Annotated in this window: 12 protein-coding genes and 1 tRNA gene; 4 read left to right on the top strand and 9 right to left on the bottom strand. The window is 64.8% G+C overall.

Features of this window, described 5'->3' with window-relative positions; all coding sequences use genetic code 11:
• Nucleotides 1-243: 243 nt before the first annotated feature.
• Entirely contained in the window at nt 244-13,491 is a 13,248-nt protein-coding gene (locus NKJ34_RS00805; RefSeq protein ID WP_253736361.1) for an Ig-like domain-containing protein, read from the top strand.
• A gap of 256 nt (nt 13,492-13,747) precedes the next feature.
• Here NKJ34_RS00805 and NKJ34_RS00810 read toward each other — a convergent pair.
• The 4 genes from NKJ34_RS00810 to tuf form a co-directional block, all read right to left on the bottom strand.
• Nucleotides 13,748-13,819, bottom strand: a tRNA-Ala gene (locus tag NKJ34_RS00810).
• A 46-nt stretch (nt 13,820-13,865) separates the two neighbouring features.
• Entirely contained in the window at nt 13,866-14,435 is a 570-nt protein-coding gene (locus NKJ34_RS00815) for a rhomboid family intramembrane serine protease (protein ID WP_253736362.1), read from the bottom strand.
• 531 nt (nt 14,436-14,966) lie between these two features.
• On the bottom strand, nt 14,967-15,275 hold the full coding sequence (gene rpsJ, locus NKJ34_RS00820; RefSeq protein WP_253736363.1) for a 30S ribosomal protein S10: 309 nt from the start codon (nt 15,273-15,275) through the stop codon (nt 14,967-14,969).
• Nucleotides 15,276-16,541 (bottom strand): translation elongation factor EF-1 subunit alpha, encoded by a 1,266-nt coding sequence (gene tuf, locus NKJ34_RS00825; RefSeq protein WP_253736364.1) that lies wholly within the window; start codon nt 16,539-16,541, stop codon nt 15,276-15,278. It lies immediately after the preceding gene.
• 202 nt (nt 16,542-16,743) lie between these two features.
• Here tuf and NKJ34_RS00830 point away from each other — a divergent pair, with 202 nt between their 5' ends.
• Nucleotides 16,744-17,976 (top strand): DUF7343 domain-containing protein, encoded by a 1,233-nt coding sequence (locus tag NKJ34_RS00830; RefSeq protein WP_253736365.1) that lies wholly within the window; start codon nt 16,744-16,746, stop codon nt 17,974-17,976.
• Between the two features lie 121 nt (nt 17,977-18,097).
• On the top strand, nt 18,098-19,036 hold the full coding sequence (locus NKJ34_RS00835) for a hypothetical protein (RefSeq protein ID WP_253736366.1): 939 nt from the start codon (nt 18,098-18,100) through the stop codon (nt 19,034-19,036).
• Between the two features lie 136 nt (nt 19,037-19,172).
• Here the strand turns inward: NKJ34_RS00835 and NKJ34_RS00840 are convergent, their stop codons facing one another.
• From NKJ34_RS00840 to NKJ34_RS00860, 5 genes are all read right to left on the bottom strand, one after another.
• Nucleotides 19,173-20,132: a homoserine dehydrogenase gene (locus NKJ34_RS00840; protein WP_253736367.1), complete on the bottom strand. Its 960-nt coding sequence runs from the start codon at nt 20,130-20,132 to the stop codon at nt 19,173-19,175.
• A complete protein-coding gene (locus NKJ34_RS00845) occupies nt 20,129-20,704 on the bottom strand; it encodes an amino acid-binding protein (RefSeq protein ID WP_425491739.1) in 576 nt (191 codons plus the stop codon). Before NKJ34_RS00845 ends, NKJ34_RS00840 begins: the two co-directional genes overlap by 4 nt.
• Nucleotides 20,705-20,853: 149 nt before the next feature.
• Nucleotides 20,854-23,040: an elongation factor EF-2 gene (locus tag NKJ34_RS00850; protein WP_253736369.1), complete on the bottom strand. Its 2,187-nt coding sequence runs from the start codon at nt 23,038-23,040 to the stop codon at nt 20,854-20,856.
• A 119-nt stretch (nt 23,041-23,159) separates the two neighbouring features.
• Complete coding sequence (locus NKJ34_RS00855) at nt 23,160-23,648, bottom strand: universal stress protein (RefSeq protein ID WP_253736370.1); 489 nt, start codon at nt 23,646-23,648, stop codon at nt 23,160-23,162.
• A gap of 87 nt (nt 23,649-23,735) precedes the next feature.
• On the bottom strand, nt 23,736-24,227 hold the full coding sequence (locus tag NKJ34_RS00860; RefSeq protein WP_253736970.1) for an Lrp/AsnC family transcriptional regulator: 492 nt from the start codon (nt 24,225-24,227) through the stop codon (nt 23,736-23,738).
• Nucleotides 24,228-24,458: 231 nt separating this feature from the next.
• Here NKJ34_RS00860 and NKJ34_RS00865 point away from each other — a divergent pair, with 231 nt between their 5' ends.
• Nucleotides 24,459-26,633 carry a universal stress protein gene (locus NKJ34_RS00865; RefSeq protein WP_253736371.1) on the top strand — a complete coding sequence of 725 codons (2,175 nt, stop codon included), beginning with the start codon at nt 24,459-24,461 and terminating at the stop codon, nt 26,631-26,633.
• The last annotated feature ends 19 nt before the right edge of the window (nt 26,634-26,652 follow it).

Raw genomic sequence — 26,652 nt, forward strand, 5'->3', positions numbered from 1 at the left:
GAGGTCGACGAAGTAAATATTATCAGTATCGATCCGAATCGGTCAAGCCCCGGTGAAGATATAGTAATTAGCGTAGAATTTCTCAATGATAGCGAACCTGTCGAAGGTGTAGAGGAAGATGCTACGATTTATAGAGATAGTGAGGAAGTTCAAAGAATAAGTGGTACAAGCGACAACACAGGAGTAGCTACATACAATTATACTCCAACTGGAGATGATGTTGGTAGTACTACAGAGGTATATGTGATATCTGGCGGAAATGCTGTTGACAAAGAGTTCTATGTTGAATTCAGTATAGAGAACATTCACAATGGGACAATTGAACCCGACCCTGTCGACCCCGGCAACGAGACCAACATTTCAGCACGTGGTTTCAATGAAATCGACGAGCCGTTTGTTGGCAATTCTGAAGTCATATTCGAGATAAATAACGGAAATGGGAATCTAACTGAAACAACTGTAACCAGTAACGACGACGGTTGGGTCAACACCACCTATGAGGCGGTCGACACCGACGCTGGCCGAACAGTCACAGTCGACATTACCGCCAACGAGACCGACGCCAACACGACGATCCCGATCAACGTCACCGCCAACACCGCCGGCTTCGACAACGTCACCGCGGAGCCACAGGACCCCACAGCCGACGGGAACGTCAGTTTCACCGCGCGAGTCCTTGACGAAGCCAACAACCCGCTCAACGACACGACCGTCGACTTCGGGACCAACGGAACCGGCGGGTTCATCCGCGAGAACGCCACAAGCAACGCGACGGGGTACGTGAACACGACCTACGTCCCCGACCGGGCGGACAACGATTCGGCGGTCAGACTGACACTTGCGCCCGGAACCAACGCCGAGACGAACGAAACGGTCACGTTCGCGCCGCTGTCGATCGTCGACTTCGCCGACGAATCGGCCAGCCCTGAGACGGTCGACCCCGGCGAGAACACCACCGTGACCGCGGAGGCCCGCGACGAGTTCAACGCGTCGCTGGCGAACCGGACGGTCGACATCAACGCCGCCGGTGCGGGCAACCTGAGCACCACACAGGTCGACACCGACAGCGAGGGGAACATCACCGTCAACTATGAAGCCGCGCCCGGCGATGCGGGCAGCGACGTGGAGATCACCATCGCGGCCAACGAGACCAACGCCGAGACGAACGTGACCGTCGCGGTCGGCGCCAACGCCGACGCGATCCGAAACGTCTCGGCCGACTCGCCGACCCCCGACCCCGGAGAGGCGGTGAACGTCACCGCCGAGGTCTTCGACGAGGCCGGGAATCTACTGGACAACGCGAGCGTGACGTTTAACGCCACCATCGACGGCGACGTCGACGCCGGGGAGTTCAGTTCCGAGAACGCAACCAGCGGCGGAAACGGCGTGGTCAACACGACGTTCACGCCGAACGGCTCGGCGGCCAACCGGACGGTGACGATCAACGTGAGCGCCGACGGCACGGACGTGTTCAACACGACCACGCTGAACGTGACCGCCAACGCCGACCGTATCGACGCGTCGGTCGACCCCTCGGAGATCGACCCCGGCAACGAGACGACCGTCAGCGCGCAAGTGTTCGACGAGTCCGGCAGCCCGCTGCCGGAGGCGAACATCAGCATCGAGGCCAGCGGCGGCGAGGGAGAACTCAACGAAACGAATCTGAACACGACCGACGAGGGATGGGCCAACACGAGCTACACGGCCGCCGGCGACGACGCGGGAACCGACGTGCAGATCGACGTGACGGCCGACGATGCCGACGCGGCGGCGAACGCGACCGTCACCGTCACCGCCAATCCCGATCGGTTCACCAACGAAACCGTCGACCCCGAGCGGCCCGAACCGAACGAGTCGACCAACGTGTCCGTCCGGGTCCGCGATGAGTCGGGCTCGCTGTTGAACGGGACCGGGATCGAACTCAACGTCACCACCGGAAACAACAGTCTCGAAGCCGTGCCGACCGAGAGCGACAACCGCGGCTGGATCAACGCCACCTACACGCCGACCGGCGACGACGCCGACACCGAGGTCGCCATCGAGGTGACCGCCAACGAGACCAGCGCCAACCGGACGATCACGTTCAACGTCTCGGGGCGCGCCGCCGCCGAGTTCAACCAAACGGTCGCCGACCCGCCGGAGGTCGACCCGCTCAACACTACCAACCGAAACAACAAAACGACCGTCGGCGTGCTGGTGTTCGATCAGGTCGGCGACCGGCTCAACGGCTCGGAGATCGACTTCGAGGTGACCAACGGGACGGGCAGTCTCAACACGAGTTCGACAAACAGCAGTGACGGCTGGGCGAACGTGACCTACACGGCCAACCGTAGCGACGCCGGCTCGACGGTCGACATCGAGGCCAACGCCACCGGCCGGAACGTCACCGAGACGATTGAGGTCGACGTCACCGCCAATGCTGACGAGATCACGGCTCTCAGGGCGACCCCCGGCGACGAGCCCAACGAGACGGTGTCGATCAACGCGACCGTCCGCGACGAAAACAGCACCGAGCTCGATGGGGCGATAATAAACATCACCACCAACGGATCCGGAACCATCGAGGATGGAAACGTCACGAGCGAAAACGGCCTCGTCAATACGACCTACACGCCGGATCGAGACGACGCCAACCGGACGCTGAACGTGACGTTTGCCGCCGTCAATACGAGTGTCGAAAACGAGACGACCGTCGACATCCCGCCGCTGGCAGCGGCAAAAATCAACGAGACGAGCCTGTCGGTCACCGAAGTCGACCCCGGCAACACCACCGAGATCAACGCGACGGTCCGGGACCAGTTCGGCCAGTCGCTCAACGGGTCGGACGTAACGTTCACTAGCACATACAACGGGACGTTCTCGGGGATGCAAAACACGAGCGACGCCGACGGGCTCGTCAACGCCACCTACACCGCCGACGATTCGGACGCCGGCCGGACCGACACCATCTACATCAACGCCAGCGCCGACGATCGGAACGCCTCGGCCAGCGTCGACGTCGAGGTGACCGCGAACCCCACCAACTTCACCGATCGGACGGTCGACCCCGAGGAACCCGAACCAAACGAGTCGACGACGGTGGCCCTCCGGGTCCGCGACGAGTCCGGCAGTCCCCTTCCGGATGCAGGCGTCGAGTTCTCCACCACCGGCGACGGCGACCTCAATCGGACCGGCTTCAACGCCACCAACGCCGGCTGGGTCAACGTCTCCTACACCCCCAACGGCTCGGACGCCAACGACTCGGTCGACATCGAGGTGACCGCCAACACGACCGATGCCAACGAAACGGTCACGTTCAACGTCTCCGAACTCGCCGCCGCGGAGTTCAACCAGACGGTCGCCGACCCACCCGAAGTCGACCCGATCAACGCGACCTATCGCGACAACGAGACAACCGTCGGCGTGCAGGTGCTCGATCAGGTCGGCGAGACGCTCAACGACACCGAGATCGAGTTCATCGTGACTGCCGGCGCGGGCGACCTCAACACGAGTTCGATCAACAGTAGCAGCGATGGGTGGGCGAACGTGACCTACAGCGCCACCCGCAGCGCCACCAACTCGACGGTCGACATCGAGGCCAACGCGACCGGCCGGAACGTCACCGAGACGATCCAAGTCGAGGTTACTGCCAATGCGGACGAAATCACCAAGCTGAACGCGGTTCCCGGTGACGAACCCAACGAGACGGTCGGGATCAACGCGACCGTCCTCGACGAGGACGGGAACGAACTCAACGCGTCGACGGTGAACGTCACCGCGCTCAACGGCTCCGGAACCGTCACGAACACGACCGTCACGAGCAACGCCGACGGCCTGATCGAAACCGAGTACACCCCGAACCGAAGCAACGCCAGCGAAACCATTGGACTGGAATTCAACGCGACCGACACCAACACCACGAACACGACGACCTTCGAGATCCCGCTGCTGGCCGCAACCACGATCAACGAGACGAGTCTCTCGGTCGCGGATGTCGACCCCGGCAACACGACCGAAATCAACGCGACCGTCCGGGATCAGTTCGGCCAGCCGCTCGACGGATCGACGGTGAACTTCACCAGCACCCGCAACGGGACGTTCAACCGCGACCAGAACACGAGCGTCGACGGCGGGCTCGTCAACGTCACCTACACGGCGGTCGATGCGGACGCCAACACGACCGACACCGTCTACATCAACGCCAGTGCCGACGATCGGGACGCCTTTGCCGTCGTCGAGATCAACGTGACGGCCAACCCAACCAATATCACCGACGCGACGGCGACGAACTTGGCCCCCGAACCAAACGAGTCGACGACGATCACGGCAACCGTCCGCGACGAGTCGAACGACCCGCTGCCGGAGGCCAACGTCAGCTTCGAGACCAACGGCAGCACCGACTTCGAGGCGGTTTCGAACACGACCGACGGGGCGGGAAGCGTCAGCGCGGACTACACCCCGGCAAGCAACGATTCCGACACGACGGTCGACCTCGGGATCGTCGCCGAAGCCAATCGGAGCGTACTGGCGAACGTGACCCTCGATGTCGGCCCGCTGGCGGCCAGCGGGTTCGCAAACGGGACCGCCGAGCCGAGCGAGATCGACCCCGTCGACACCGGCGATCGGCGCAACGAGACCAACGTCTCGGTGCAGGTGCTCGACCAGTTCGGCGACCCGCTCAACGAGTCGGACGTGAGTTTCAGCGACGACGGCGAGGGCAACGTCACGGCCAGCGGGGACACGAGCAACGCCACCGGCTGGGTGACCACGAACTACACGGCCGCCCGCGGGGACGCCAATTCGACGGTGAACGTCACGGTCAACGCCACCGACCGCGAGGTCGAGACGAACGTCTCAATCACCGTGAGCCAGAACCCCGACCGCTTCGAGGGGGCCACCGCAACCCCCGACCCGGTCGACCCCGGCAACACGACGACGATCAGCGCCGAGGTCGTCGACGAGTCGAACACCTCGATCGCCGACGAAGCGGTCGAATTCAACGTGACCGCCGGTAACGGGACGTTCATCGGCGGCGGGACCACGACGACAAACACCAGCAACGAAACGGGATTCGTCGAGGCGGTCTACGAACCGAACCGGACCGATGCCGACACGAACGTCACGATCGGGCTCAACGCGACCGCAACCAACACCACCACGAACGTGACCGTCGAGATCGGGTCGCTGCTGCCCGAGCGGATCACCAACGGAACGGCCAGCCCCACACGGATCGACCCCGTCGACACCGGCGACCGGGCCAACGTGACCAACCTCTCGGCGCAGATCCTCGACCAGTTCGACGAGCCGCTGCCCGGCGCGAACGTGACGTTCAGCGACGACGGCGATGGGAATCTCACGGTCAACCGGTCGACGAGCAACGAGACGGGGTGGGTCAACGCGACGTATGCGGCCAACCGCAGCGATGCCGGCACGAACGTCACGGTCGACATCGAGGCCAACACGACCAACTCCACGGGCCAGAACGCGACGGCGAGCATCGAGATCAACGTCACCGCCAACCCCGACCGCTTTGAGGCGATCAACGCCACCCCGCCGGCGGACCCCTCGGATCCGATCGAGATCAACGCGACGGTCCTCGACGAGTCCGGAGACGAATACGACGGAGCGACGATCGACTTCACCCGCGTTGTGGGGAACGGAACGTTCGACGGAAGCATAGAGACGAGCGACGAGAGCGACACCGACGGCTTCGTGACGGCCGACTACGAGCCGAACCGGACCGACGCCAACCGGACCGTCGAGGTCGAACTCAACGCGACCGCAACAGAGCTGACACGGACAGTCACGATCGACGTCAGCGCGCTGTCGCCGGCCGGCTTCGACAACGAAACCGTCACACTCGAGGCTGTCGACCCCGGCAACGAGACGACGCTCTCGGCGCGGGTGCTCGACGAGTTCAACGAGACGTTCGTCGGCAACGAAACCGGCGGCGACGCAGCGGGCGCGGACGTGACCTTCGGGACCGACGGCAACGGCACGCTCTCGCCGCCGACGAACACGAGCAACGAGACGGGGTGGGTGACCACGACCTATGAGGCCGCCGACGCCGACGCCGGCATCGAGATTGTGGCCAACATCACGGCCAACGCGACCGGCGTCGAGACCGAAATCCCGTTCAACGTGACGGCCAACCCGACGACCTTCACCAACCGGACGGTCGACCCCGAGCCGCCCGAGCCCAACGAGTCGACGACGGTCGCCCTCCGGGTCCGCGACGAGTCCGAGGACCCACTCGGCGACGTCGGCGTCGCATTCAACGTCAGCGACGGCGAGGGCGATCTCAACCGGACCGGGTTCAACGCCACCGACGCGGGCTGGGCCAACGTTTCCTACACCCCGAGCGGCGAGGACGCCAACAAGTCGGTGACGATCAATGTGACCGCCAACGCGACCACCGCCAACGAGACGGTCACGTTCGACGTCAGCGAGCGCGCCGCCGAAGAGTTCAACCGAACCGTTGCCGATCCCGCCGAGGTCGACCCTCTCAACACCACCTACCGCGACAACGAGACGACCGTCGGCGTGCTGGTACTCGATCAGGTCGGCGACCGACTCAACGACTCCGAGATCGAGTTTACCGTGACAAACGGCACGGGCGATCTCAACACGAGTTCGACAAACAGTAGTGACGACGGCTGGGCGAACGTGACCTACACGGCCAACAGCAGCGACGCCGGCTCGACGGTCGAAATCGAGGCCGACGCCGTCAACCGGAGTGTCAATGCGACGATTGAGGTGAACGTCACTGCTAACGCCGACCGGATCACCGATCTGAACGCCAATCCCGGTGGCGAACCCAACGAGACGGTCGAAATCAACGCAACCGTGCTCGACGAATCCGGGGACGAACTCGACGGGGCGATCATAAACATCACCGCGCTCAACGGGTCGACCAACGTCACCGACGGGACTGTCAGGAGCGACGACGGACTCATCGAGACGACCTACGAGCCGGTCTACGACGACGCCAACCGGACCATCGAACTACAGTTCAACGCGACCGACACCACCGCCACGAACACGACCACCTTCGATGTCCCGCCGCTGGCGGCGACCAAAATCAACGAGACGAACCTCACGGTTACGGAAGTCGACCCCGGCAACACGACACAGGTCAACGCGACGGTCCGCGACCAGTTCGGCCAGCCGCTCAACGAGTCGGACGTAACGTTCACCAGCCAGCGCAGCGGGACCTTCTCGGCGGTCCAGAACACGAGCGACGACGACGGCCTCGTCAACGCCACCTACACGGCTGCCGACGTTGACGCCAACACCACCGACACGATCTACATCAACGCGACCGGCCGCGAAGCGTTCGCCACCGTCGCGGTCGAAGTGACTGCCAACCCGGCGAACTTCACCGAGCCGACGATCATCCCCGAGCAGCCCGAGCCTAACGAGTCGACCAATATCGCCCTCCAAGTGCTCGACGAGTCCGACGACCCGCTGCCGGACGCCGGCGTCGAACTCACGAGGGGCTCGGCCAACGGCACGCTCAACGACACCGGCCTCACCAGCACCGACGACGGCTGGCTTAACACCACCTTCACGCCGAACGGGTCGGACGCCGACACCGAGGTCCGGCTCAACGTGACCGCAAACGAGACCGACGCCAACACGACGGTCGCGTTCAACGTCAGTGAACGCGCCGCCGAGTCGTTCGTCGACGTTTCGGCAGCCTCACCCGAGATCGATCCCGTCGACGACGAGAACCGAACCAACACGACGAACATCAGCGCTCGCGTGCTTGATCAGGTCGGCGACCGACTGGAGGGGGCGAACGTCACGTTCTCGACGGACTCCGAGAACGGCACGCTGACCGACGTCGAAAACGAGAGCGACGAGAACGGCTGGGTCAACGCGACCTACGTGGCCAACCGCAGCGACGCCAACACAACGGTGACGGTTACCATCGACGCCACCGACCGCAGCGCCGAGACGAACGTCTCGATCACCGTCACTGCCAACGCCGACCGGATCTCCGACCTGAACGCAGTCCCCGACGAGCAGCCGAACGAGACGGTCGACATCAACGCGACCGTCCTCGACGAATCGGGGACCGAACTCGACGGGGCGGAAATAACCATCACCGCACTCAACGGATCTGGGAATGTCACGAACGCGACCGTCGAAAGCGACGGTGATGGCCTCGTCGAAACCAAGTACGATCCGGTCCGCGAGGACGCCAACGAGACCATCGAACTGGCATTCAACGCGACCAACACCACCGCCACGAACACGACCACCTTCGACGTGCCGCCGCTGGCGGCGACGACGATCAACGAGACGACTCTCACGGTCGGCGCGGTCGACCCCGGCAACACGACCGAAATCAACGCGACGGTCTACGACCAGTTCGACCAGCCGCTCAACGGGTCGACAGTAAACTTCTCCAGCACTCGCAACGCGACGTTCTCGGGAGTCCAGAACACGAGCGTCGACGGTGGCCTCGTCAACGCCACCTACACTGCCAACGATTCGGACGCCAACACGACCGACACCATCTACATCAACGCGACTGACCGCGAGGTGGTCGCCACCGTCGACGTCGAAGTGACGGCCAACCCGGCGAACTTCACTGAGGCGACGATCACTCCCGAGGTTCCCGAGCCCAACGAGTCGACCGATATCGCCCTGCAGGTCCTCGACGAGTCCGATACCCCACTCGGAAACGCCAGCGTCGCACTCACGAAGGCCTCGGCCAACGGGACGCTCGACGATACCGGCCTTACCAGCACCGACGACGGCTGGCTCAACACCTCCTACACCCCGAACGGCTCGGATGCCGACACCGAAGTTCGGATTGACGTCACCGCCAACGAGACTGACGCCAACAGGACGGTCGCGTTCACCGTCGGTGAGCGGGCCGCAGACACAATCAACGCCTCGGCGGCCCCCGAGGCGATCGACCCCGTAAACACCGGCAACCGGACCAACACGACGAACATCAGCGCCCGCGTGTTCGATCAGGTCGGCGAGCCACTACAGGGGGCGAACGTCAGCTTCACCACCGACTCCGAGAATGGCACGCTGACCGACGTCGACGACGAGAGCGACTCCGACGGCTGGGTCAACGCCACCTTCCAAGCGGCCCGTAGTGACACCAACGAGACCGTCATGGTCACCATCAACGCCACCGACCGGAGCGTCGAGGCGACTCAGAACGTCACTGTCACTGCCAACGCCGACGCGATCGTGAACGCGACCGCCGACCCGGCGACGGTCGACGCCGGCACGCGGTCGATCATCAACGCCACCGTTCTCGACGAAGACGCGAACGAACTTGAGGGTGCAAACGTGACCTTCGACTCCGACGGCAACACGTCGGTCGACCCGATCGTGAACACGAGTCTCGCCAACGGGACGGTCAAGGCCGCGTACACGCCCGACGACGAGGATGCCAACGGGACCGTCACCATCACGATCGAGGCCAACCGAACCGGCGCGAACGCGACCGCAACCCTCTCGGTCAACCGCTTGGATGCCGACACGATCCGCGACGCGAGCGGCGAGCCGTCGACGGTCGCTCCCGGTAACACGTCGACGATCACCGCAACGGTCTACGACTCGCTGGACCAGACGATCGAAGGCGAGAACGTCAGCTTCAGCGATGACGGCAATGGAACCGTCGAGTCGATTGCCAACACCAGTGGAGACAACGGCACGGTCGAAGCCAGATACACGGCCACGAGGGACGACGCCGGCGGAAACGTCACGATTGACATTAACGCCACCGAAACCGGCGCGAACACGACCGTCGAGGTCGCGGTCGACGAGTTGGCCATCGAATCGTTCGGCAACCGGTCGACGGACTCTGATGAGATCGATCCGCTCAACAGCGTCGGCACGCTGGATAACGAAACGAATCTCAGTGCTCGCGTGTTCGATCAGGTCGGTGAGCCACTGGATGATGCGAACGTCACGTTCAACGTCACACAGGGCAACGGCACACTTGGTAATGAGACCGTAACGAGCGATGATGGGTGGATCAACACGACCTACCGAGCCGACCGAAATGATGCTAACACGACCGTCGTAGTGTCGCTCAACGCGACCGGCAGCGACGCCGAGACGAACCTGACAGTCAATGTAACGGCTAACCCGTATGATCTTAAGGGTATAAACGGAATCCCCGACGAGGCAGATCCGGGAGACGAGATCAATATCTCGCTGACTGTTGTTGATGAGGCAGACAATCCATATTCAGGACAAGATGTCGAATTCGGAAATTTTGAAGATTCAACTGTTTATCCGGGTGAAGACACTAGTGGAACAGATGGGAATATATCAACAAAAATTAGTATAGTCCCGGAAGATATAGATACTGGCGTCAGGTTCATTATTGACCCTGCTACTGAAGATATAGACTCAGTCGTGAAATTGATTGAGGTTACTGAAAATGCCGACAATATTACGAATATAAACGTCATCCCAACACCCGTCGACCCCAACGAGACAGCGACCATCTCTGCGACGGTACTGAACGAAAACAACACGAAAATGACTGGTGCAAACATCTCGTTCGAACCATACGGCGAAGGAAACGTCACCCCGTCAACAGACAATAGCAGCGACGGGAACGTCTCAACGACCTACGACCCGGCCCGTGCCGACGCCGACAGCAATGTGACGGTCACGATCAACGCGACCGACACCGACGCCGAACGGAACGCGACCGTTCAGGTCGACGATCTCAAACCGGTGGCGATCGCCGACGCGGGTACGACGCCGGCGCGGGTCGAGCCGAACGAGACGGCAACGATCAACGCGACTGTCGAGGATCAGTTCGGCGAACCGCTCCCCGGAGAGGCAGTCACTTTCGAGACGAACGCGACGGGCACGCTGACGGTCGACAACGCCACGAGCGGCTCCAACGGCACGGTCGACGCGACGTTCCGGCCGACCGCCGCCGAAAACGCGACGATCACGATTGCTGCCAATCGGACCAACGCGTCGACGAACACGACGCTACGGGTGTTGGATCTCGAACCGACGACGTTCACCGACGTCGATGCAACGCCCGCCGAGATCACCGCAGGTAACCGAACGAACCTGAGTGCGCGAGTGCGCGATCAGCTCGGCGATCCGTTCGACGGCGGTACTGTGAGCGTCGACACCGACTGGAACGGCACGCTCGGCAACGACACTGTGACGAGCGACGACGGTTGGGTCAACACGACCTACAGGGCCAATGAGTCGGACGTCAACCGAACGGTCACCGTGACCTTCGAGGCGGACAACGGGACTGCCAATACATCAGTCGGGTTCTTCGTCCGGCCGACGCCGCAGGGCTTCGAGAACGTCAGCGTCGACCCGCCGGAGATCCAGCCCAACGAGACGGCGCGGGTCAGCGCTGACGTGGTCGACGAGCGCAACGAATCGCTGGACGGTGTGGACGTCACGTTCCGAACCGACGGGAACGGGACGGTCGCCCCATCGACCAACACCAGCCAGTCGGGAGCAGTGTCGACGACCTACGAGCCGGCCCGAGAGGACGCCGACAGCAACGTGACGGTGACGGTGATCGCCAACGAAACCGGCGTTGAGACGAACGCGACGGTGCAGGTATCGAAGCTTCTGCCGACGCGCTTCGACAACGGGACTGCCGCGCCCGGCGAGATCGTCGCGGGCAACCAAACGAACCTGAGCGCGCAGGTCCGCGACCAACTCGACGAGCCGTTGCCGGGCCGGAACGTGACCGTCGAGACCGACGGAAACGGCACGCTCGGCGCGACAAACGTGACCAGCGGGGACGACGGCCTCGTCAACACGACCTATAGGGCCAACGAGTCGGACGTCCGCCAAACCGTCGGCGTGACCTTCGAATCGGTCAACGGCAGCGCCAACACGACGGTCGAGTTCGACGTTCGGCCGACACCACAGGGGTTCGAAAACGTGACGACCACGCCGTCGACGATCGGGCCTAATGAGACAACAACGGTCAGCGCCGATGTGGTCGACGAGCACAACGAGTCGCTGGCCGATACCGAGGTGCGCTTCGAGAGCGGAAACGGCACATTGACGCCGTCGACCGACACCAGCGACGCGACCGGTTCCGTTGCGGCGAGTTACGGACCGGCGCGAGTCGACGCTGATAGCAACGTGACGATCACGGCCGTCGCTACCGAGACCGGCATCGAAGCGAACACGACCGTCGAGGTGACTGCACTCGAACCGGTTGCGATCACCGACGTTGGCCTCGATCCGAACTCGATTGATCCGGGCGACAACGTGACTGTCTCGGCGACGGTCCGCGATCAGGTCGACGTCGGCTTCGAGGGGGCCACCGTCGAGTTCAGCCACGGCGGCAACGGAACGCTCTCGGCAGCAAACGATACCAGCGACGCCAGTGGTGGGGTCACGACGGTCTACCAGTCGACCGAGGCGGATGCCGACTCCACGGTCGGCCTCGAACTTGCAGTTCCTGACGGTCCACATCGAAACGTGTCGCTCCCGGTCGGCTCGCTCCCACAACCGGAGCCCGATAGCAGTGGCTCTAGTGACTCGACGACACGGATCATTGTCGACGGGGGCGACGACTCGGACGACGTCAACGAAGACGAGCCGGTCGACGTCCGCGAGACGGCTACGTCGATCGTCGTCGAGAACCCCCCAAGTGGCGAGCCAGTCGACCTCAACAAGGAGACGACCGGGCTGTCGTCGCTCTCGCGGACCGAGAACCTCTCGCTGGAGTCGGTGTCGATGACCGTCGACGAGTCGGCATCCTACCGGCTTGATTCGGCCAGCTACGAGTACGGCCGGATCCGGACCACGAGGGATGGGGAGACCGAGACGGACACCCGGTCCGAGACGGTCGCCGACTTCGAGCGGTCGACCCAGCGGCTCCCGATCGGCTACCTCGAAGTGGACGCGACCGCTGCCGACGAGTCGCTGTCGCAGGTCGACTTCGAATTCCGGGTGGCCAAATCCTACCTCGACAACCGGGCGACCGAATCCGACGAACTCGCCCTCTACCGACGCAACGAGTCGGGGTGGAACGCCCTCGAAACCCGCCAGCTCAGGGACAACGAGACCCACTACTGGTTCGAAAGCGAGTCGCCGGGGCTGTCGGTGTTCCCGATCGGCTCCGACCGGCGGCCCGTCGAGATCACCGAGCGGTCGGTGACCGCTGAGAAGGTCGCCCCCGGCGATGCTGTCGGCGCGACCGTCACCCTCGACAACGAGGGGTTGCTGGATAACACGACGACCCTCCGGCTCACCGCCAACGGGCAGGTCGTCGACACCCGGTCGGTGACGGTGCCGGCCGGGGAGTCGGTGACGACCGACCTCGCATTCACCCCCGAGACCGAAGGCGAGTACGAGCTCGCGGTCGGCGGCTCGACGGTCGGTACAGTGACCGTCGAGGCCGGGCCGGGCGTCGGCGTCATCGAACCGCTCGGGACGTCATTCCCCGGCGTCGACAGCGGCTGGCTGTGGGCGGCTATCGTCGGTGCCGTCCTCCTGATTACCGCGGCGGTTCGGCGGTGGTAGCAGCACGTCGGTCCCGACTCGGCAGAAGATGGGATCGTCCCGGATCCGGCGAGATCACCATCTTATACATGGGCTCGTTGTGCAACTGGGACCTCTGGATCGGACGGAAATCGATGCGTACGTCGACCGCTGTCGGCAACTCGTCGACTCCTCGCCACAGATGGCGTTGGGACTCCTACGAGCGAACACAGTGAGCGAGGGAGAGAGTACGGCGAGGCCACTGAGCGAGTTCGAGCAAACCGAGAACGAAGTGAAGTGGACTCGCTGGGATTTGAACCCAGGGCCTCTTCCTTGCGAAGGAAGCGATCTACCGCTGATCTACGAGCCCGCATCCGAACAGAGCCGAGCGCTGTACTTGTATGTTCTGTTTCGATTTACGTGTCCAACAACCCGACCGCGCCTGCCAGCAACCCGAGCAACAGCCCGGTGAAGTGGGCCACCAGCGCGACGCCCGGTCGACCAGTCGCTATTGTAACCACCAGCGCCGCCAGCGCGAACAGCGCGAACTGCGCCCGCGGCGGAAGCCGGATGCGATCCAGCAGCGTCGACGCCACGACGTTCCCCGCCAGCAGGTAGCCGATCAGGCCGAATACCGCCCCGCTCGCGCCGAGGACTGCCGTGCCGGGCCCGAGCAGGCCCGTAGAGACCACCTGTGTGATCCCCGCGAGCGCGCCCACCGTGAGGAAAAACAGGTGGAACCGCCAGCGCGTCGTCCGGCGTTCGACCAGCAGCCCGGCCAGCAGCAGCGCGAGGCTGTTCGACAGCAGATGGGGGATCGACCCGTGGGCATACACGCTCGTCACGATCGTCCACGGGTCGGCGGTGATCGGCGGCGCGAGCACGAACAGCCCGAGGAGGCCGACGAGACTGGCGACGCCTTGGAGCGCGAAGACGACCACGAAGAGCAGGAGGGTTTCCACCGTCGGGCTTCGTGCGGAGGCCATACGTAGGGTTGGTCGACCAGCTTAAAAAGCAATATTATGGTTTCGAGGGTGGTGCGTTGTGCGGCTCCTCGAACGTGAACAACCAGAAAGCCCCGACTGGCTCCAGTCGAGGGCCTCGCTGCGCTCCTCAGCCGCTACGCGGCTTCCGGTGCTTACTTCGGCCGTCTTCCCGGAGCCAGTCGCCCCTTTCAGTCCCACCCACAGCCGGTGGATCAGCCGCCATCGGGTGGGACTGAAAGGGGCCGCTCTCTCGACGAACCCCGGCGACGTAAGCACTGGAGGCCGCGAAGCGGCCGAAGCGCGCAACGAGCCGCGGGAGTCGAGAGAGCGGGGGCTTTCTGGTTCTTTGCAGTCGACACGCTCACTGCCTCAATACTGGATTGACCCTCTCCAGTCGACACGTATTCGTCGTACACACCAGCAGCTCACCGGGATAAAACAAATGAAAAGTCTAGAGGCGCGGGACGCCTTAGCGCCGCGGTGGGTTCGGTCGCAGGTCGACGAACGAGCCGCGACCGCTCGGTGCGGAGATCAGTCTTCGAGGACGATCTCGATGCTCACGTCGTTCGGCACCTGGACACGCATGAGCTGGCGGAGCGCGCGTTCGTCGGCATCCAGATCGATGAGCCGTTTGTGGACGCGCATCTCCCAGTGCTCCCACGTCGCGGTCCCTTCGCCGTCAGGGGATTTCCGCGAGGGGACTTCCAGCGTCTTGGTCGGCAGCGGAATCGGCCCGCTGAGCGTGACCCCGGTCTTCTCGGCGATCTCTCGAACGTCGTCGCAGATGTTGTCGAGGTCCTCGGGGTGGGTACCAGCGAGGCGGACGCGTGCTTGCTGCATTTATCGCTCGTTGACTTCGAGCACTTTGCCGGCCGCGATGGTCTGACCCATGTCACGGACGGCGAAGCTACCGAGCTCGGAGATCTCGCCCGAGGGCTCGATGCTGAGCGGTTTCTGCGGGCGCACGGTCACGATGGCGGCGTCGCCCGATTTGATGAAGTCGGGATCCTCTTCGGCGACCTCGCCGGTCGAGGGGTCGAGCTTCTGATCGATCGACTCGATCGTACAGGCGACCTGTGCCGTGTGGGCGTGGAAGACCGGCGTGTAGCCGGCGGTGATCACGCTGGGGTGCTGCATGACGACGAGCTGGGCCTGGAAGGTCTCGGCGACCTTCGGCGGGTCGTCGGCCGGACCACAGACGTCACCACGACGGATGTCGTCCTTGCCGATGCCACGAACGTTGAACCCGACGTTGTCACCGGGGCCGGCGCTCGGGACTTCCTCGTGGTGCATCTCGACGGTCTTGACCTCGCCGCCGACGTCCGAGGGCTGGAAGGAGACGTTGTTACCCGGTTCGAGCGTCCCGGTTTCGATACGTCCGACCGGGACCGTACCGATACCCGAAATCGTGTAGACGTCTTGGATCGGGAGTCGGAGCGGCGCGTCCGTCGGCGGCTCGACTTCCGGCAGGTCGTTGAGCGACTCCAGCAGGGTGTTGCCGTCGTACCAACCCGTGTTGTCGGACTCCTCGGCGATGTTGTCGCCTTCGAAGGCCGAGATCGGGATGAATTCGGCGTCGTCCGTGTTGAAGCGGACCTGCTTGAGGAGCTGGGTGACCTCCTCGCGGACTTCGTTGTAGCTCGACTCCTCGTAGTCGACGAGGTCCATCTTGTTGATGCCGATGATGAGCTCGTTGATACCGAGCGTGCGGGCGAGGAAGACGTGCTCGCGGGTCTGGGGTGCGACACCGTCGTCTGCCGCGACGACGAGGACCGCGTTGTCAGCCTGCGAGGCACCCGTGATCATGTTCTTGACGAAGTCACGGTGGCCCGGACAGTCGACGATAGTGAAGTAGTACTCGTCGGTGTCGAACTCTTGGTGGGCGATGTCGATGGTGACACCACGCTCTCGCTCCTCGGCGAGGTTATCCATGACGTAGGCGAACTCGAATCCACCCTTGCCCTTCTCCTCGGCCTCTTCTTTGTGCTGTTCGATTACGTGCTCGGGGACCGATCCTGTCTCGTACAGGAGCCGTCCGACGAGCGTGCTTTTGCCGTGGTCGACGTGGCCGATGATGGCCAAGTTCTGGTGCGGTTTCTCACTCATGGTAAGTAACGCGCTAAGGCGCTCTGTGGGGAGTCTTTTGACTGATTCCCGTAAAACCATTTCGATACGTCGCCCGGGGGACACCCGCGCCGTCTTGCGGTTTGTGGGAGCAAGTGACACACACGACGCCCGTATCCGACAGCCGCCTGCCAACCGGCAGCGACGGACTCATTTTTAACCCTCGGTGAATGTACACCGTGTAATGAACGCCGGCTATCGCCGTCTCCTCGTGGTCTGTCTCGTCGTCGCCCTCGCAGTCGGCGGCGGCCTCTCGCTTCTGGTCGGGCCGGTCGGCGGCCAGTCCGGGGCGCTGTTCCAGCAGGAGGCGATCGACGCCGACGAGGTTCGGATCTCGGTCGACGTCCGCGAAAACGGGTCGGCGGCCTGGCGAATCGAGTTCTGGCGCGTCCTCGACGACGCCGAGAGCCGGGCGGCCTTCGAGTCGCTGCGGAGCGACATCCGGGAGGACCCCGACAGCTACACCCGGGAGTTCGCCGGCCGGATCGACACCACCGTCGGCGCGGCGAGCAACGCGACCGGCCGCGAGATGACTGCCGACGGCTTCACCGTCGAGACCGACCGCCAGTCGCTGGCCCGGGAGTACGGCGTCGTCCGCTACGGCTTCGAGTGGGACGGGTTCGCCGCCGTCGAGGGCGAGACGCTGGCGGCCGGCGACGCCATCGAGGGGATCTATCTCGACGACCGGACGCGGCTGCTGATCAGCTGGCCCGCGGGGTACGAGCTCCAGTCGGTCGCCCCCGAGCCCGACGACAGACGCGAGACTGCCGTCCTCTGGCAGGGCACGCGCACCGAGTTCATCTCGGGGGAGCCGCGGGTGATCGTCACCCCGGCAGGGACGGGCGTCGGTGCCGGGACGGTCGCCGCCGGCCTGGCAGCCCTCGCCGTCGTTGCGGGGCTGGCCGGCTGGCTCCTCCGTCGACGGTCCAACGGGGGCCCCGGAGCGGGCCACCCCGGCGTGTCGACTGACGATACCACCGAGAGTCCGACCGTCGACGCCACCACGGATTCGACCACTGGGGAGGGGACGGCCACCACCCCAACCGGAGCGGAAACCAGCGAGGGAGCGGAAACCAGCGAGGGAGCGGAAACCAGCGAGGGAGCGGAAGCCAACGAGGAAAGAGCGACCGGAGCCGACAGTGACGCAGCCGGCGACGGGCCGGTCGACGACGAGTCGTCGGCAGCCGAGGTCGACGCGGAGCTGTTGAGCAACGAAGAGCAGGTGATGCGGCTCCTGGAGGCCAACGGCGGGCGGATGAAACAGCAGACGGTCGTCGAGGAACTCGGCTGGACCGACGCCAAGACGAGCAAGGTCGTCAGCGGGATGCGCGAGGCGGGAACCATCGAGTCGTTCCGGATCGGCCGCGAAAACGTTCTCACGACCCCCGAGGACGATCCACGGGAGCCGAGCCCATGATCCGGCTGCGCTCGACGCCACAACCGCACGACAGCGGCGGGTTCGAAACTGGCGTTAAACGAACGCAACTCGGCGACAACACCGAGAGTGTATATCAGTACAGATGACATACACGGATCCAATGAGTCGACTCGGGACACTACTGCTCACGATTGCCCTCGTCAGCGGACTGGTAGCGGTACCGCTCGGCGTGTCGGCGACAGTCACCGACAGCGGCGGAGCCAACGCGACCGACCAGGTCGCTCCGGGTGCGCGTCTCGCCGGCGTCGTCGGGGTGCAAGAGGCCGCGGTCGGCGGCGACCTCTCGGAGCGACGGTACGCAGTACGGCTGGACAACGCCGACACCGACGCCGAGCGGGCCGCCATCGTCGCCGAGCGCCGCACCGAGATCGAGGGTCGGCTCGTCGACCACCGGGCCGAACTCGCCGAGCTACGGGCCGCCCGCGAGGCGGGCAACATCAGCGAGGGTCGCTACCGGGCACAGGTAGCGACGCTCGCCGCCGAGACGGCGGCCACCGAACGCGCTGCCGAACGGGCTAACGAGACGGCGGGCCAACTCCCCAGGGCGGTCCTCGCCGAACAGGGCGTCAGCACCGACGACCTCGACGCACTCCGGGCTGAGGCGAGGGAGCTCAACGGACCGGAGACGGCCGCCATCGCCCGTGAGATCGGCGGGCCGAACGTCACCACCCCCGGGGCCGGCCGGGCTGGGGGGCCACCCGAGGAGTCCCCCACCCGCGGGCCGGGAGCTATGCCCGGTGAGGGCGAGACACGCGTCGACGAACGCCCCACGGACGACCGCTCCGCCGACCGGGGCAAATCAGCGGAGCCGCCCGGCACCGACCGACCGAGTGACGACCGGGGTACCGATGGGACGGATGGGCGCGACGGGAGCACCGAGTCGGAAAACGGGCCTAACGGGACGACCGTCCAGGGGGACGGATCCGGTGTAGGGACCGACCGGGGCGGCTCCGACGGAGCGAGCGAGCAGGCTCCCGACACCGAGCGTGGTCCCGACACCGAGCGTGGTCCCGACACTTACCGGCAGCCGCCACAGTAGACTCCGACCTCCCGGTGGTCGGGCTCGTCACTCTCCTCCGTCCGTCCACCCACCGTAGCCAGTGGCTCCCCATTCGACGCTAGCTCCTGCAAGAACGGTACGCCCGACAGCGACCGCCACTGGGCGTCGCTGCCGCCTACTCGACCAGTCGACTCACGTCCGACAGCACCGCCGTCGCCGTCTCCGGACCGCCCGCCCCGCGGCCGCTGATATTCAGTCGGCCGGCGTGGGTGGTCTCCAGTTGGACGATATTCAGCGTTCCTGTGACCGACAGCGGGCCGTCGGCCGGGACGAGCCGCGGGGCGACGCTGACGCCCTCGGGCGTCGACTCGCCGATCAGCCGGATCGTCCGGCCGTCCTCGGCGGCGAGATCGAGTGCCGTCCCCGGGATATCGGTGATGCCGTCGACGGCGGCATCGTCGAGGGTGAACTCTTGGTCGCCGTCGGCCAAGACGTTCGAGAGGATGACGAACTTGAGGGCGGCGTCGATCCCCTCGACATCGAAGGTGGGGTCGGCCTCGGCGACGCCGAGATCCTGGGCTTCCGCCAGCACGTGTTCGTAGTCGAGTCCCTCGGCGGCCATCCGCGAGAGGATGAAATTAGCGGTGCCGTTGAGGACGCCGCGGGCGGCGGTGATGTGGTTCGCGCCGAAGTCCTCGATGGTCGACAGAATCGGGATCGCGCCGCCGACGGTTGCCTCGAACCGGATCTCCCCCTCGCTGTCGGCTTCGAGCTCCCGAAGCTCGCCGTAGCGCTCGGCGACCGGTCCCTTGTTGGCGAGGACGACGTGTTTGTCGCGGTCGAGGCCCTGTTTGACGTGGGAGAAGCCGGGTTCGGCATCGCCCAGCGTTGTCGGGGTGGCCTCGACCAACACGTCGTATGGCCCCTCGATCGCGTCCGCCGGGTCGGCGTCGCCGACGACGCCCGCGTCGGCTTTGCGGTCGAGGACCGCTTCGGTGTCGACGCCGTCGGGGTCGACGACCGCCGACGAGGAGTCGGCGACTGCGGTGACGGTGTGGCCGTACTCGGCGGCGAGTTCGACCACCGAGCGGCCGACCGCGCCAGCGCCCAGAACCGCGAGGCGAGCGCCACTCATTGGCTCGCCTCCGTGAGCGGTTCGACGACCTGTAGCTCCTTGTCGGCGGCGATCTCCCGGAGCTTATCTAGCGCCTTGCCGTTGGTTCCCGACCGGGTTTTGAGCCGGAGGCGGGCGCTGGAGGTGTCGTCGCTGCCGCGTGGTGCCGACAGCGAGAGATCGGTCAGCGAGGCGTCCGCACAGGACTCGACCTGCCGGAGGGTGTCCGAGAGGTCGGTGTCGACCAGATGGCCGACGAGGATGACGACCAGCTCCTCGTCGTAGCGCTCGGAGCCGGCCTGAATGACATTGACGCCGGCCTCCCGGAGCGACTCGACGATGGTCTCGAAGCGCGCGGGCGCACACGAGAGGTCGACCTCGACGGGGATGTGGCCCCGCGGGGTGAGGTTGCCACGTTCGTGGTAGATCGACAGCAGGTTGCCGCCGGCCTCCGCGATCGGCTGTAGGGCCCCGAGCAGTTCGCCGGGCTCGTCGACGAGTTCCAGCCGGACGGTGTAGGTCTGGACCTCGCCGCCGGTGTCGCTCACAGCCCCACCTCCGCGGGAGGCCGTGTTGTCTCCGACAGACAGCAACTGCTCCGTCGTTCGATGCTGATCCGTCGGACCGCGACTGCCGTTTTCGTCCGCATATACATCGAGGCTGTTTTTTCAGCAGGTATAAGAGTTCATCGAAGCCGTGGCTCCCAACGCGGAGAAAATAAAATCGGGAGAAGGGGGCCGCCTTAGATGTAGTCGACGCTCGGCGGCAGTTCGAGCTTCATTCCCTTGCGCTCTCGGATCTCCATGATCTGCTCGGTCTGGAGGTTGTCGACGAGCACGCGGAAGCCGGCGTTCTCGGTGTTCCACGAGGCACGACCCTCGGTTGCCGAGCGGATGTCCGAGGAGAAGCCGATCATCTCTTCGACGGGCGCGATACCCTCGATCACCATGAGGTCACCCTCCTGGTACATGTCGTCGACGCGGCCGCGTCGACCCTGAATCTCGCCGGAGGCGTTGCCCATGTACTCCGAGGGGACGTCGATCCGGACGTCCTGGATCGGTTCGAGCAGTCGGACCTCGGCGTCGATCAGCGAGCGGTGGATCGCATCACGGGTCGCGGGGATGACCTGAGCGGGCCCGCGGTGGATGGTGTCCTCGTGGAGCTTGGCGTCGTGGAGTCGGAACAGCGCACCCTGGACGGGCTCAGCGGCGAGCGGGCCGTCTTCGAGGGCGTCTTCGAGCCCCTCGATCACGAGCTCCATCGTCTCGTTGAGGTGCTGGATCCCCTTCGTCTCGTCGAGCAGGATGTTCGTCTTGAACATGTGCTCGACGTTCTGGGAGTCGTCTTTGTCCATGCCGGCCTCCTGCAGCGCCTCACGGCGCTCCAGTTCGGGCATGTCCATCGACGCCTCACCGAGCTTGATCGCGTCGACGATGTCCTGGCTGAGGGGTTCGGCGGTGATGTAGAACTTGTTGTGGTTGTTCGGCGAGACGCCCTCGACCTCGCGGGATTTCTCCTGTGGCTGCTCTCGGAAGACGACGATCGGTTCGCCGGTGTGGACGTCGATCCCCTGGTTGTCACGGATCCGGTGGGTGATGACTTCGAGGTGGAGCTCGCCCTGCCCGCTGATCAGGTGTTCGCCGGTGTCCTCGTTGATTTCGACGCGGATGGTCGGGTCTTCCTTGGCGACCTGCTGGAGCGTCTTGATGAGCTTCGGCAGGTCGTCCATCGTCTTCGCCTCGACGGATTTCGTGATGACCGGCTCGGAGATGTGCTCGATCGACTCGAACGGCGTCATCTCGATCGACGAGACCGTCGAGCCGGCGATCGCGTCCTTCAGGCCGGTGACCGCGGCGATGTTGCCGGCGGGTACCTTCTCGACTTCCTCGCGTTCGCCACCCATGAAGATCCCGACCGACTGGATGCGGTTCTTGCCGGCGGTCCCGGAGACGTAGAGTTCCTGGCCCTTCTCGATCGTCCCGGAGAACAGGCGTCCGGTAGCGATCTCGCCGGCGTGGGGGTCCATCGAGATGTCGGTCGACATGAAGACGACCTCGCCGTCCTCGTCGACGAGACGCATGCTTTCGGCGACCTCCGACTCGTCGTCGCCACGCCACACCGTCGGGATACGACGGGGCTGGGCGTCGACGGGGTTCGGGAAGTGCTCGGCGACCATATCGAGGACGACATCCGACAGCGGCGTCCGTTCCTGGAGCTCGTCGCGGCCTTCCTCGCCGCTGCGTTCGAGCTCCATGATGTCGCCGAAGTCGATGCCGGTCCGCTGCATCGACGGCATCGAGACGCCCCACTTGTAGAGGGCCGACCCGAAGCCGACGGTGCCGTCTTCGACCGAGACGGTCCAGTCGTAGTCCTTCTCCTCGGTCATCCCGCGGATCAGGTCGTTGACGTCGCTGATGACATCGAGGAGTCGCTTCTGCATCTCCTCGGGTCCTTCCTGCAGCTCGTTGATGAGACGGTCGACCTTGTTGATGAACAGTGCCGGTTTGACACCCTCGCGGAGTGCCTGTCGGAGCACGGTCTCGGTCTGTGGCATTGCGCCTTCGACCGCGTCGACAACCACGAGCGCGCCGTCGACGGCGCGCATCGCGCGTGTCACGTCGCCACCGAAGTCGACGTGGCCCGGCGTATCGATGAGGTTGATGAGGTGGTTGGTGTCCTCGTACTCGTGGGTCATCGAAACGTTTGCCGCGTCGATGGTGATGCCGCGTTCCTGTTCGTCTTCCTTGGTGTCCATCGCGAGCTGCTGGCCGGCGGTCTCGTTGGAGATCATGCCTGCCCCAGCAAGGAGGTTGTCCGAGAGCGTCGTCTTCCCGTGGTCGACGTGGGCGGCGATGGCGATGTTCCGGATGTTCTCCGGCTTGTCCATCAACCGCTCACATTCTTGGACGATCTGTTTTCGTCGGCCCATTATACAGGGTGCTACCGGCAGGAGGGTCAAAAGGGTAGTGTTTCGGTCCCACCGATTCCATCGGCTCCGACCGCAGCACGCCGGAATCCCGAGGGCTCGGTATGGAACCGTCTGTCACACTACTCGATGGCGTCTTCGGTCGAGACCGCGGCTTCGAGATCCTCGATCGTCGTCGGGCCGGCGTTGGAGACGATCATGGTGTCGTAGGAGCGGTCGGCCGACACCGATGCGCCGACACTGATCGAACTGGCGATCCGGCCGGCGTTCTCGCTGCCGACGAAGACGATGCTCGCCCCGCGGTCCCGCGCGAAGTTGCGGATCCGGGTGGCGATCGTCCCCGCAGGGGCGTGGCGGCCGACCGAGATGTGGTGGAACGTCGCCTCGGGGGCGATCTCGTCGACCATCGCCCGGATGGCCGAAACGACGGCCTCGCCGTCGAAGGGGTCGTCGGGACCGAGCCACCCCCGATCGCGGGCGTAGGTGGCGTTGTTCCGCGGGACGACTGAGACTACCTCGACCGACTGATCCAACACGGTGTCGAACTGGGCCGCCCGGACGAGGGCGGTCTTCGACAGTTCGCTTCCATCGAAGGGGACGACGAGACTCATTGTCGGTCAAGGGACGTGTAGAATCATAAATTACCGCGCTCGCTGCCGGTCGCTCGCGCCCGTCGACGCGTGGTCGCTGGCTGCCAGCTACTCGGCGTCGGACTCGGCGTCCTCGTAGCCGCCGAGGAAGCCGTGGTACGGACAGACGTACTCGTCGCGGACCAGCGTCTCGTCGACGACGGTCAACCCCAGCGAGTCGAGGTCTTCAGTGATCCGGTTGAGGTCGTCGTGGTCGGTGCCGATGGCGTTGACGTAGACGTTGCGCTCGCCGGTCATCACCTCCCGGACGGCGGTCACGCCGTGGATCTCGCGGGCCCGATCGGCCAGCGTGTCCCGATCGGGGATCGGCGCGGTACAGATGATCTTGGTGTAGAGCGGATACCCCGCCCGCTCGTAGTCGATATCGAGGTGGTAGCCCCGGACGATCCCCCGGTCTTCCAGTTCGGTGAGCCGCGTCCGCACCGTACTCGCCGAGAGATCGAGCCGGTCGGCGATGTCGCTGGAGGAGGTCCGCCGGGCGTCTTGCTGGAGATAATACAGAATCCCCCTGTCGACGTCGTCCAACTCGCCGTCTTTCATCAGTACCGTCGACTGGCTGCCGGTCCCGTATAGCTTTGGCTGTGCCGCCACCGCTGATCGCCACCGCCGACCGCCACCACCAGTCGCCCCCGCCGGTCGACGCCCGCAAGGCCGACTAACCGACCTAATATAATCAATAGTCTATATATGAGGGCCATATTTTGACAGGTCGTCAATTCAGTCGGCCGTTTTATGTTGTTCCGTCATATAGATGTCGACAACACGCACTGCATGAAGGAACTCGAACGCGACCTCGGGCTGCCGTCGGTGCTTGCGATCAGTATCGGGGCGATGATCGGCAGCGGCATCTTCATTCTACCGGCGCTGGCGCTGGAAATCGCCGGGCCGGCGGTGATCCTCGCGTATCTGCTGGCCGGGCTGTTGGTGGTGCCGGCGGCGCTGTCGAAATCGGAGATGGCGACCGCGATGCCGGAGGCCGGCGGCACCTACATCTACATCGAGCGGGGGATGGGCCCGCTGTTGGGGACGATCGCCGGCGTTGGCACGTGGTTCTCGCTTTCGTTCAAGGGAGCGCTCGCGCTCGTCGGCGGCGTTCCCTACCTGCTGTTGTTGTTCGATCTCCCCCTGAAGCCGGTCGCGTTGGGGCTCGCGGCGCTACTCATCTTGGTGAACGTCTTCGGGGCCAAACAGACCGGTCGACTCCAGTTAGTGATCGTCGTCGTCATGCTGGCGGCGCTGGGCTGGTTCGCCGCCGGCAGCGCCCCCAGTGTGCAGTCGACCAACTACGCGAACTTCTTCGCCGACGGCGTCGGCGGCCTCCTGGCGGCGACGGGCCTCGTGTTCGTCTCGTATGCGGGCGTGACGAAGGTCGCCAGCGTCGCCGAGGAGGTCGAGGATCCGGGCCGGAACATTCCGCTGGGGATTCTCGGCTCGCTGGCGTTCACAACCGTCCTCTACGTCGCGGTCGTCACCGTGCTGGTCGGGGTCACCGATCCGGGGAGCGTCGCCGGTTCGCTGACGCCGGTGGCGGTCGCCGCCGAGCAGACCCTCGGGCGGGCGGGTGTCATCGCGGTCATCCTCGCGGCGATCCTCGCGCTGGTGTCGACCGCTAACGCAGGCATCCTCTCGTCGTCGCGGTACCCGTTTGCGATGAGCCGCGACCAGCTCGCCCCGCCGTCGTTGTCGACGGTCAGCGAGCGGTTCGGGACACCCGTTGCCTCGATCACGCTGACAGGAGCCGTCCTCTTGGTGTTGATCGCGTTCGTGCCGATCCTCGATATCGCCAAGCTGGCGAGTGCGTTCCAGATCCTCGTCTTCGGGCTGATCAACGTCGCGTTGATCGCGTTCCGCGAGGGGTCGATGGAGTACGAGCCGGAGTTCACCTCGCCGCTGTATCCGTGGATGCAGATCTTCGGCGCGATCACCGGCCTGCTGTTGCTCACACAGATGGGGACGGTCGCGCTGATCGGCGCGGTCGCCATCACGGTCGGGAGTGTCATCTGGTACCTCCTTTACGTGCGGCCGCGAGTCAGCCGCGAGGGGGCCGCAAGCGATGCGATCCGTCGACAGGTCGGTGAAGAGGCCCTCTCGGACGTCGCCGCGCCCGTCGACGGGACCGACGAAATCCTCGTCGCCCTGACCAAAGACGTCGACGAGGCCCGCGAGCGGGCGCTGATCGAACTCGCCGCCGATACCGTCCGACAGGACAACGGCCGGGTGGTCGTCGTCCGCTTCGAGGAGATCCCCGATCAGGCTCCCCTGACCGAGGCGGCGACGATCCAATCGGCGACCGACCGCTCGTTCGAAACGCGGGTCGAAGCCCTCGCCGACGACTGTGGGGTCGACATCGAGGCCGACGAGATCGTGAGCCACGACACCAAACACGCCATCGTCAACCTCGCCGACGACCGTGGTGTCGACACGATCGTCGCCGAACACGAACCGCTCCGGCTCCGCTCGCGGATCGTCGGCGACCCCATCGACTGGGTCGTCCGCCACGCCCCCTGTGACGTGCTGTTGGTCGACAATCTCGGCTACGACGCTCCCCGGCGGGTCGTCCTCTCGGGAGACGGCGGCCCCTACGTCCCGCTGGCGGTGAGCGTCGGCGAGGCGGTCGCCGCCGCCAACGACGGGGCGATCTCGCTGTGGTATCCCACCGACGGTGAGCGAACCGACCAGTACGAGCAGACGATGGCGGAGTACGAGGCCGAACTCGGCGAGCTGTTGTCGGTGGCGGTGGCTGCCGAACCGCTCCGCACCGACGGCGGCGACCACGCCCTGCCGGAACTGTTGGTCCGCCGCGGCCCCGACCATCGCCTGCGGACGGCGCTGTTCGACGACCGGCCGACGCTGCCGAGCCCCGGCTGTACGACCGTCACCGTCTACCCCCACGAATCGCGCCGCCCGCCGCTGTTCCGCCGACTGCTCGAACGGATCGTCTTCTAGGGGCGCGAAACACCCATAT

Source organism: Halohasta salina, from assembly GCF_024178165.1.
In the GTDB taxonomy this organism is placed as follows: domain Archaea; phylum Halobacteriota; class Halobacteria; order Halobacteriales; family Haloferacaceae; genus Halohasta; species Halohasta salina.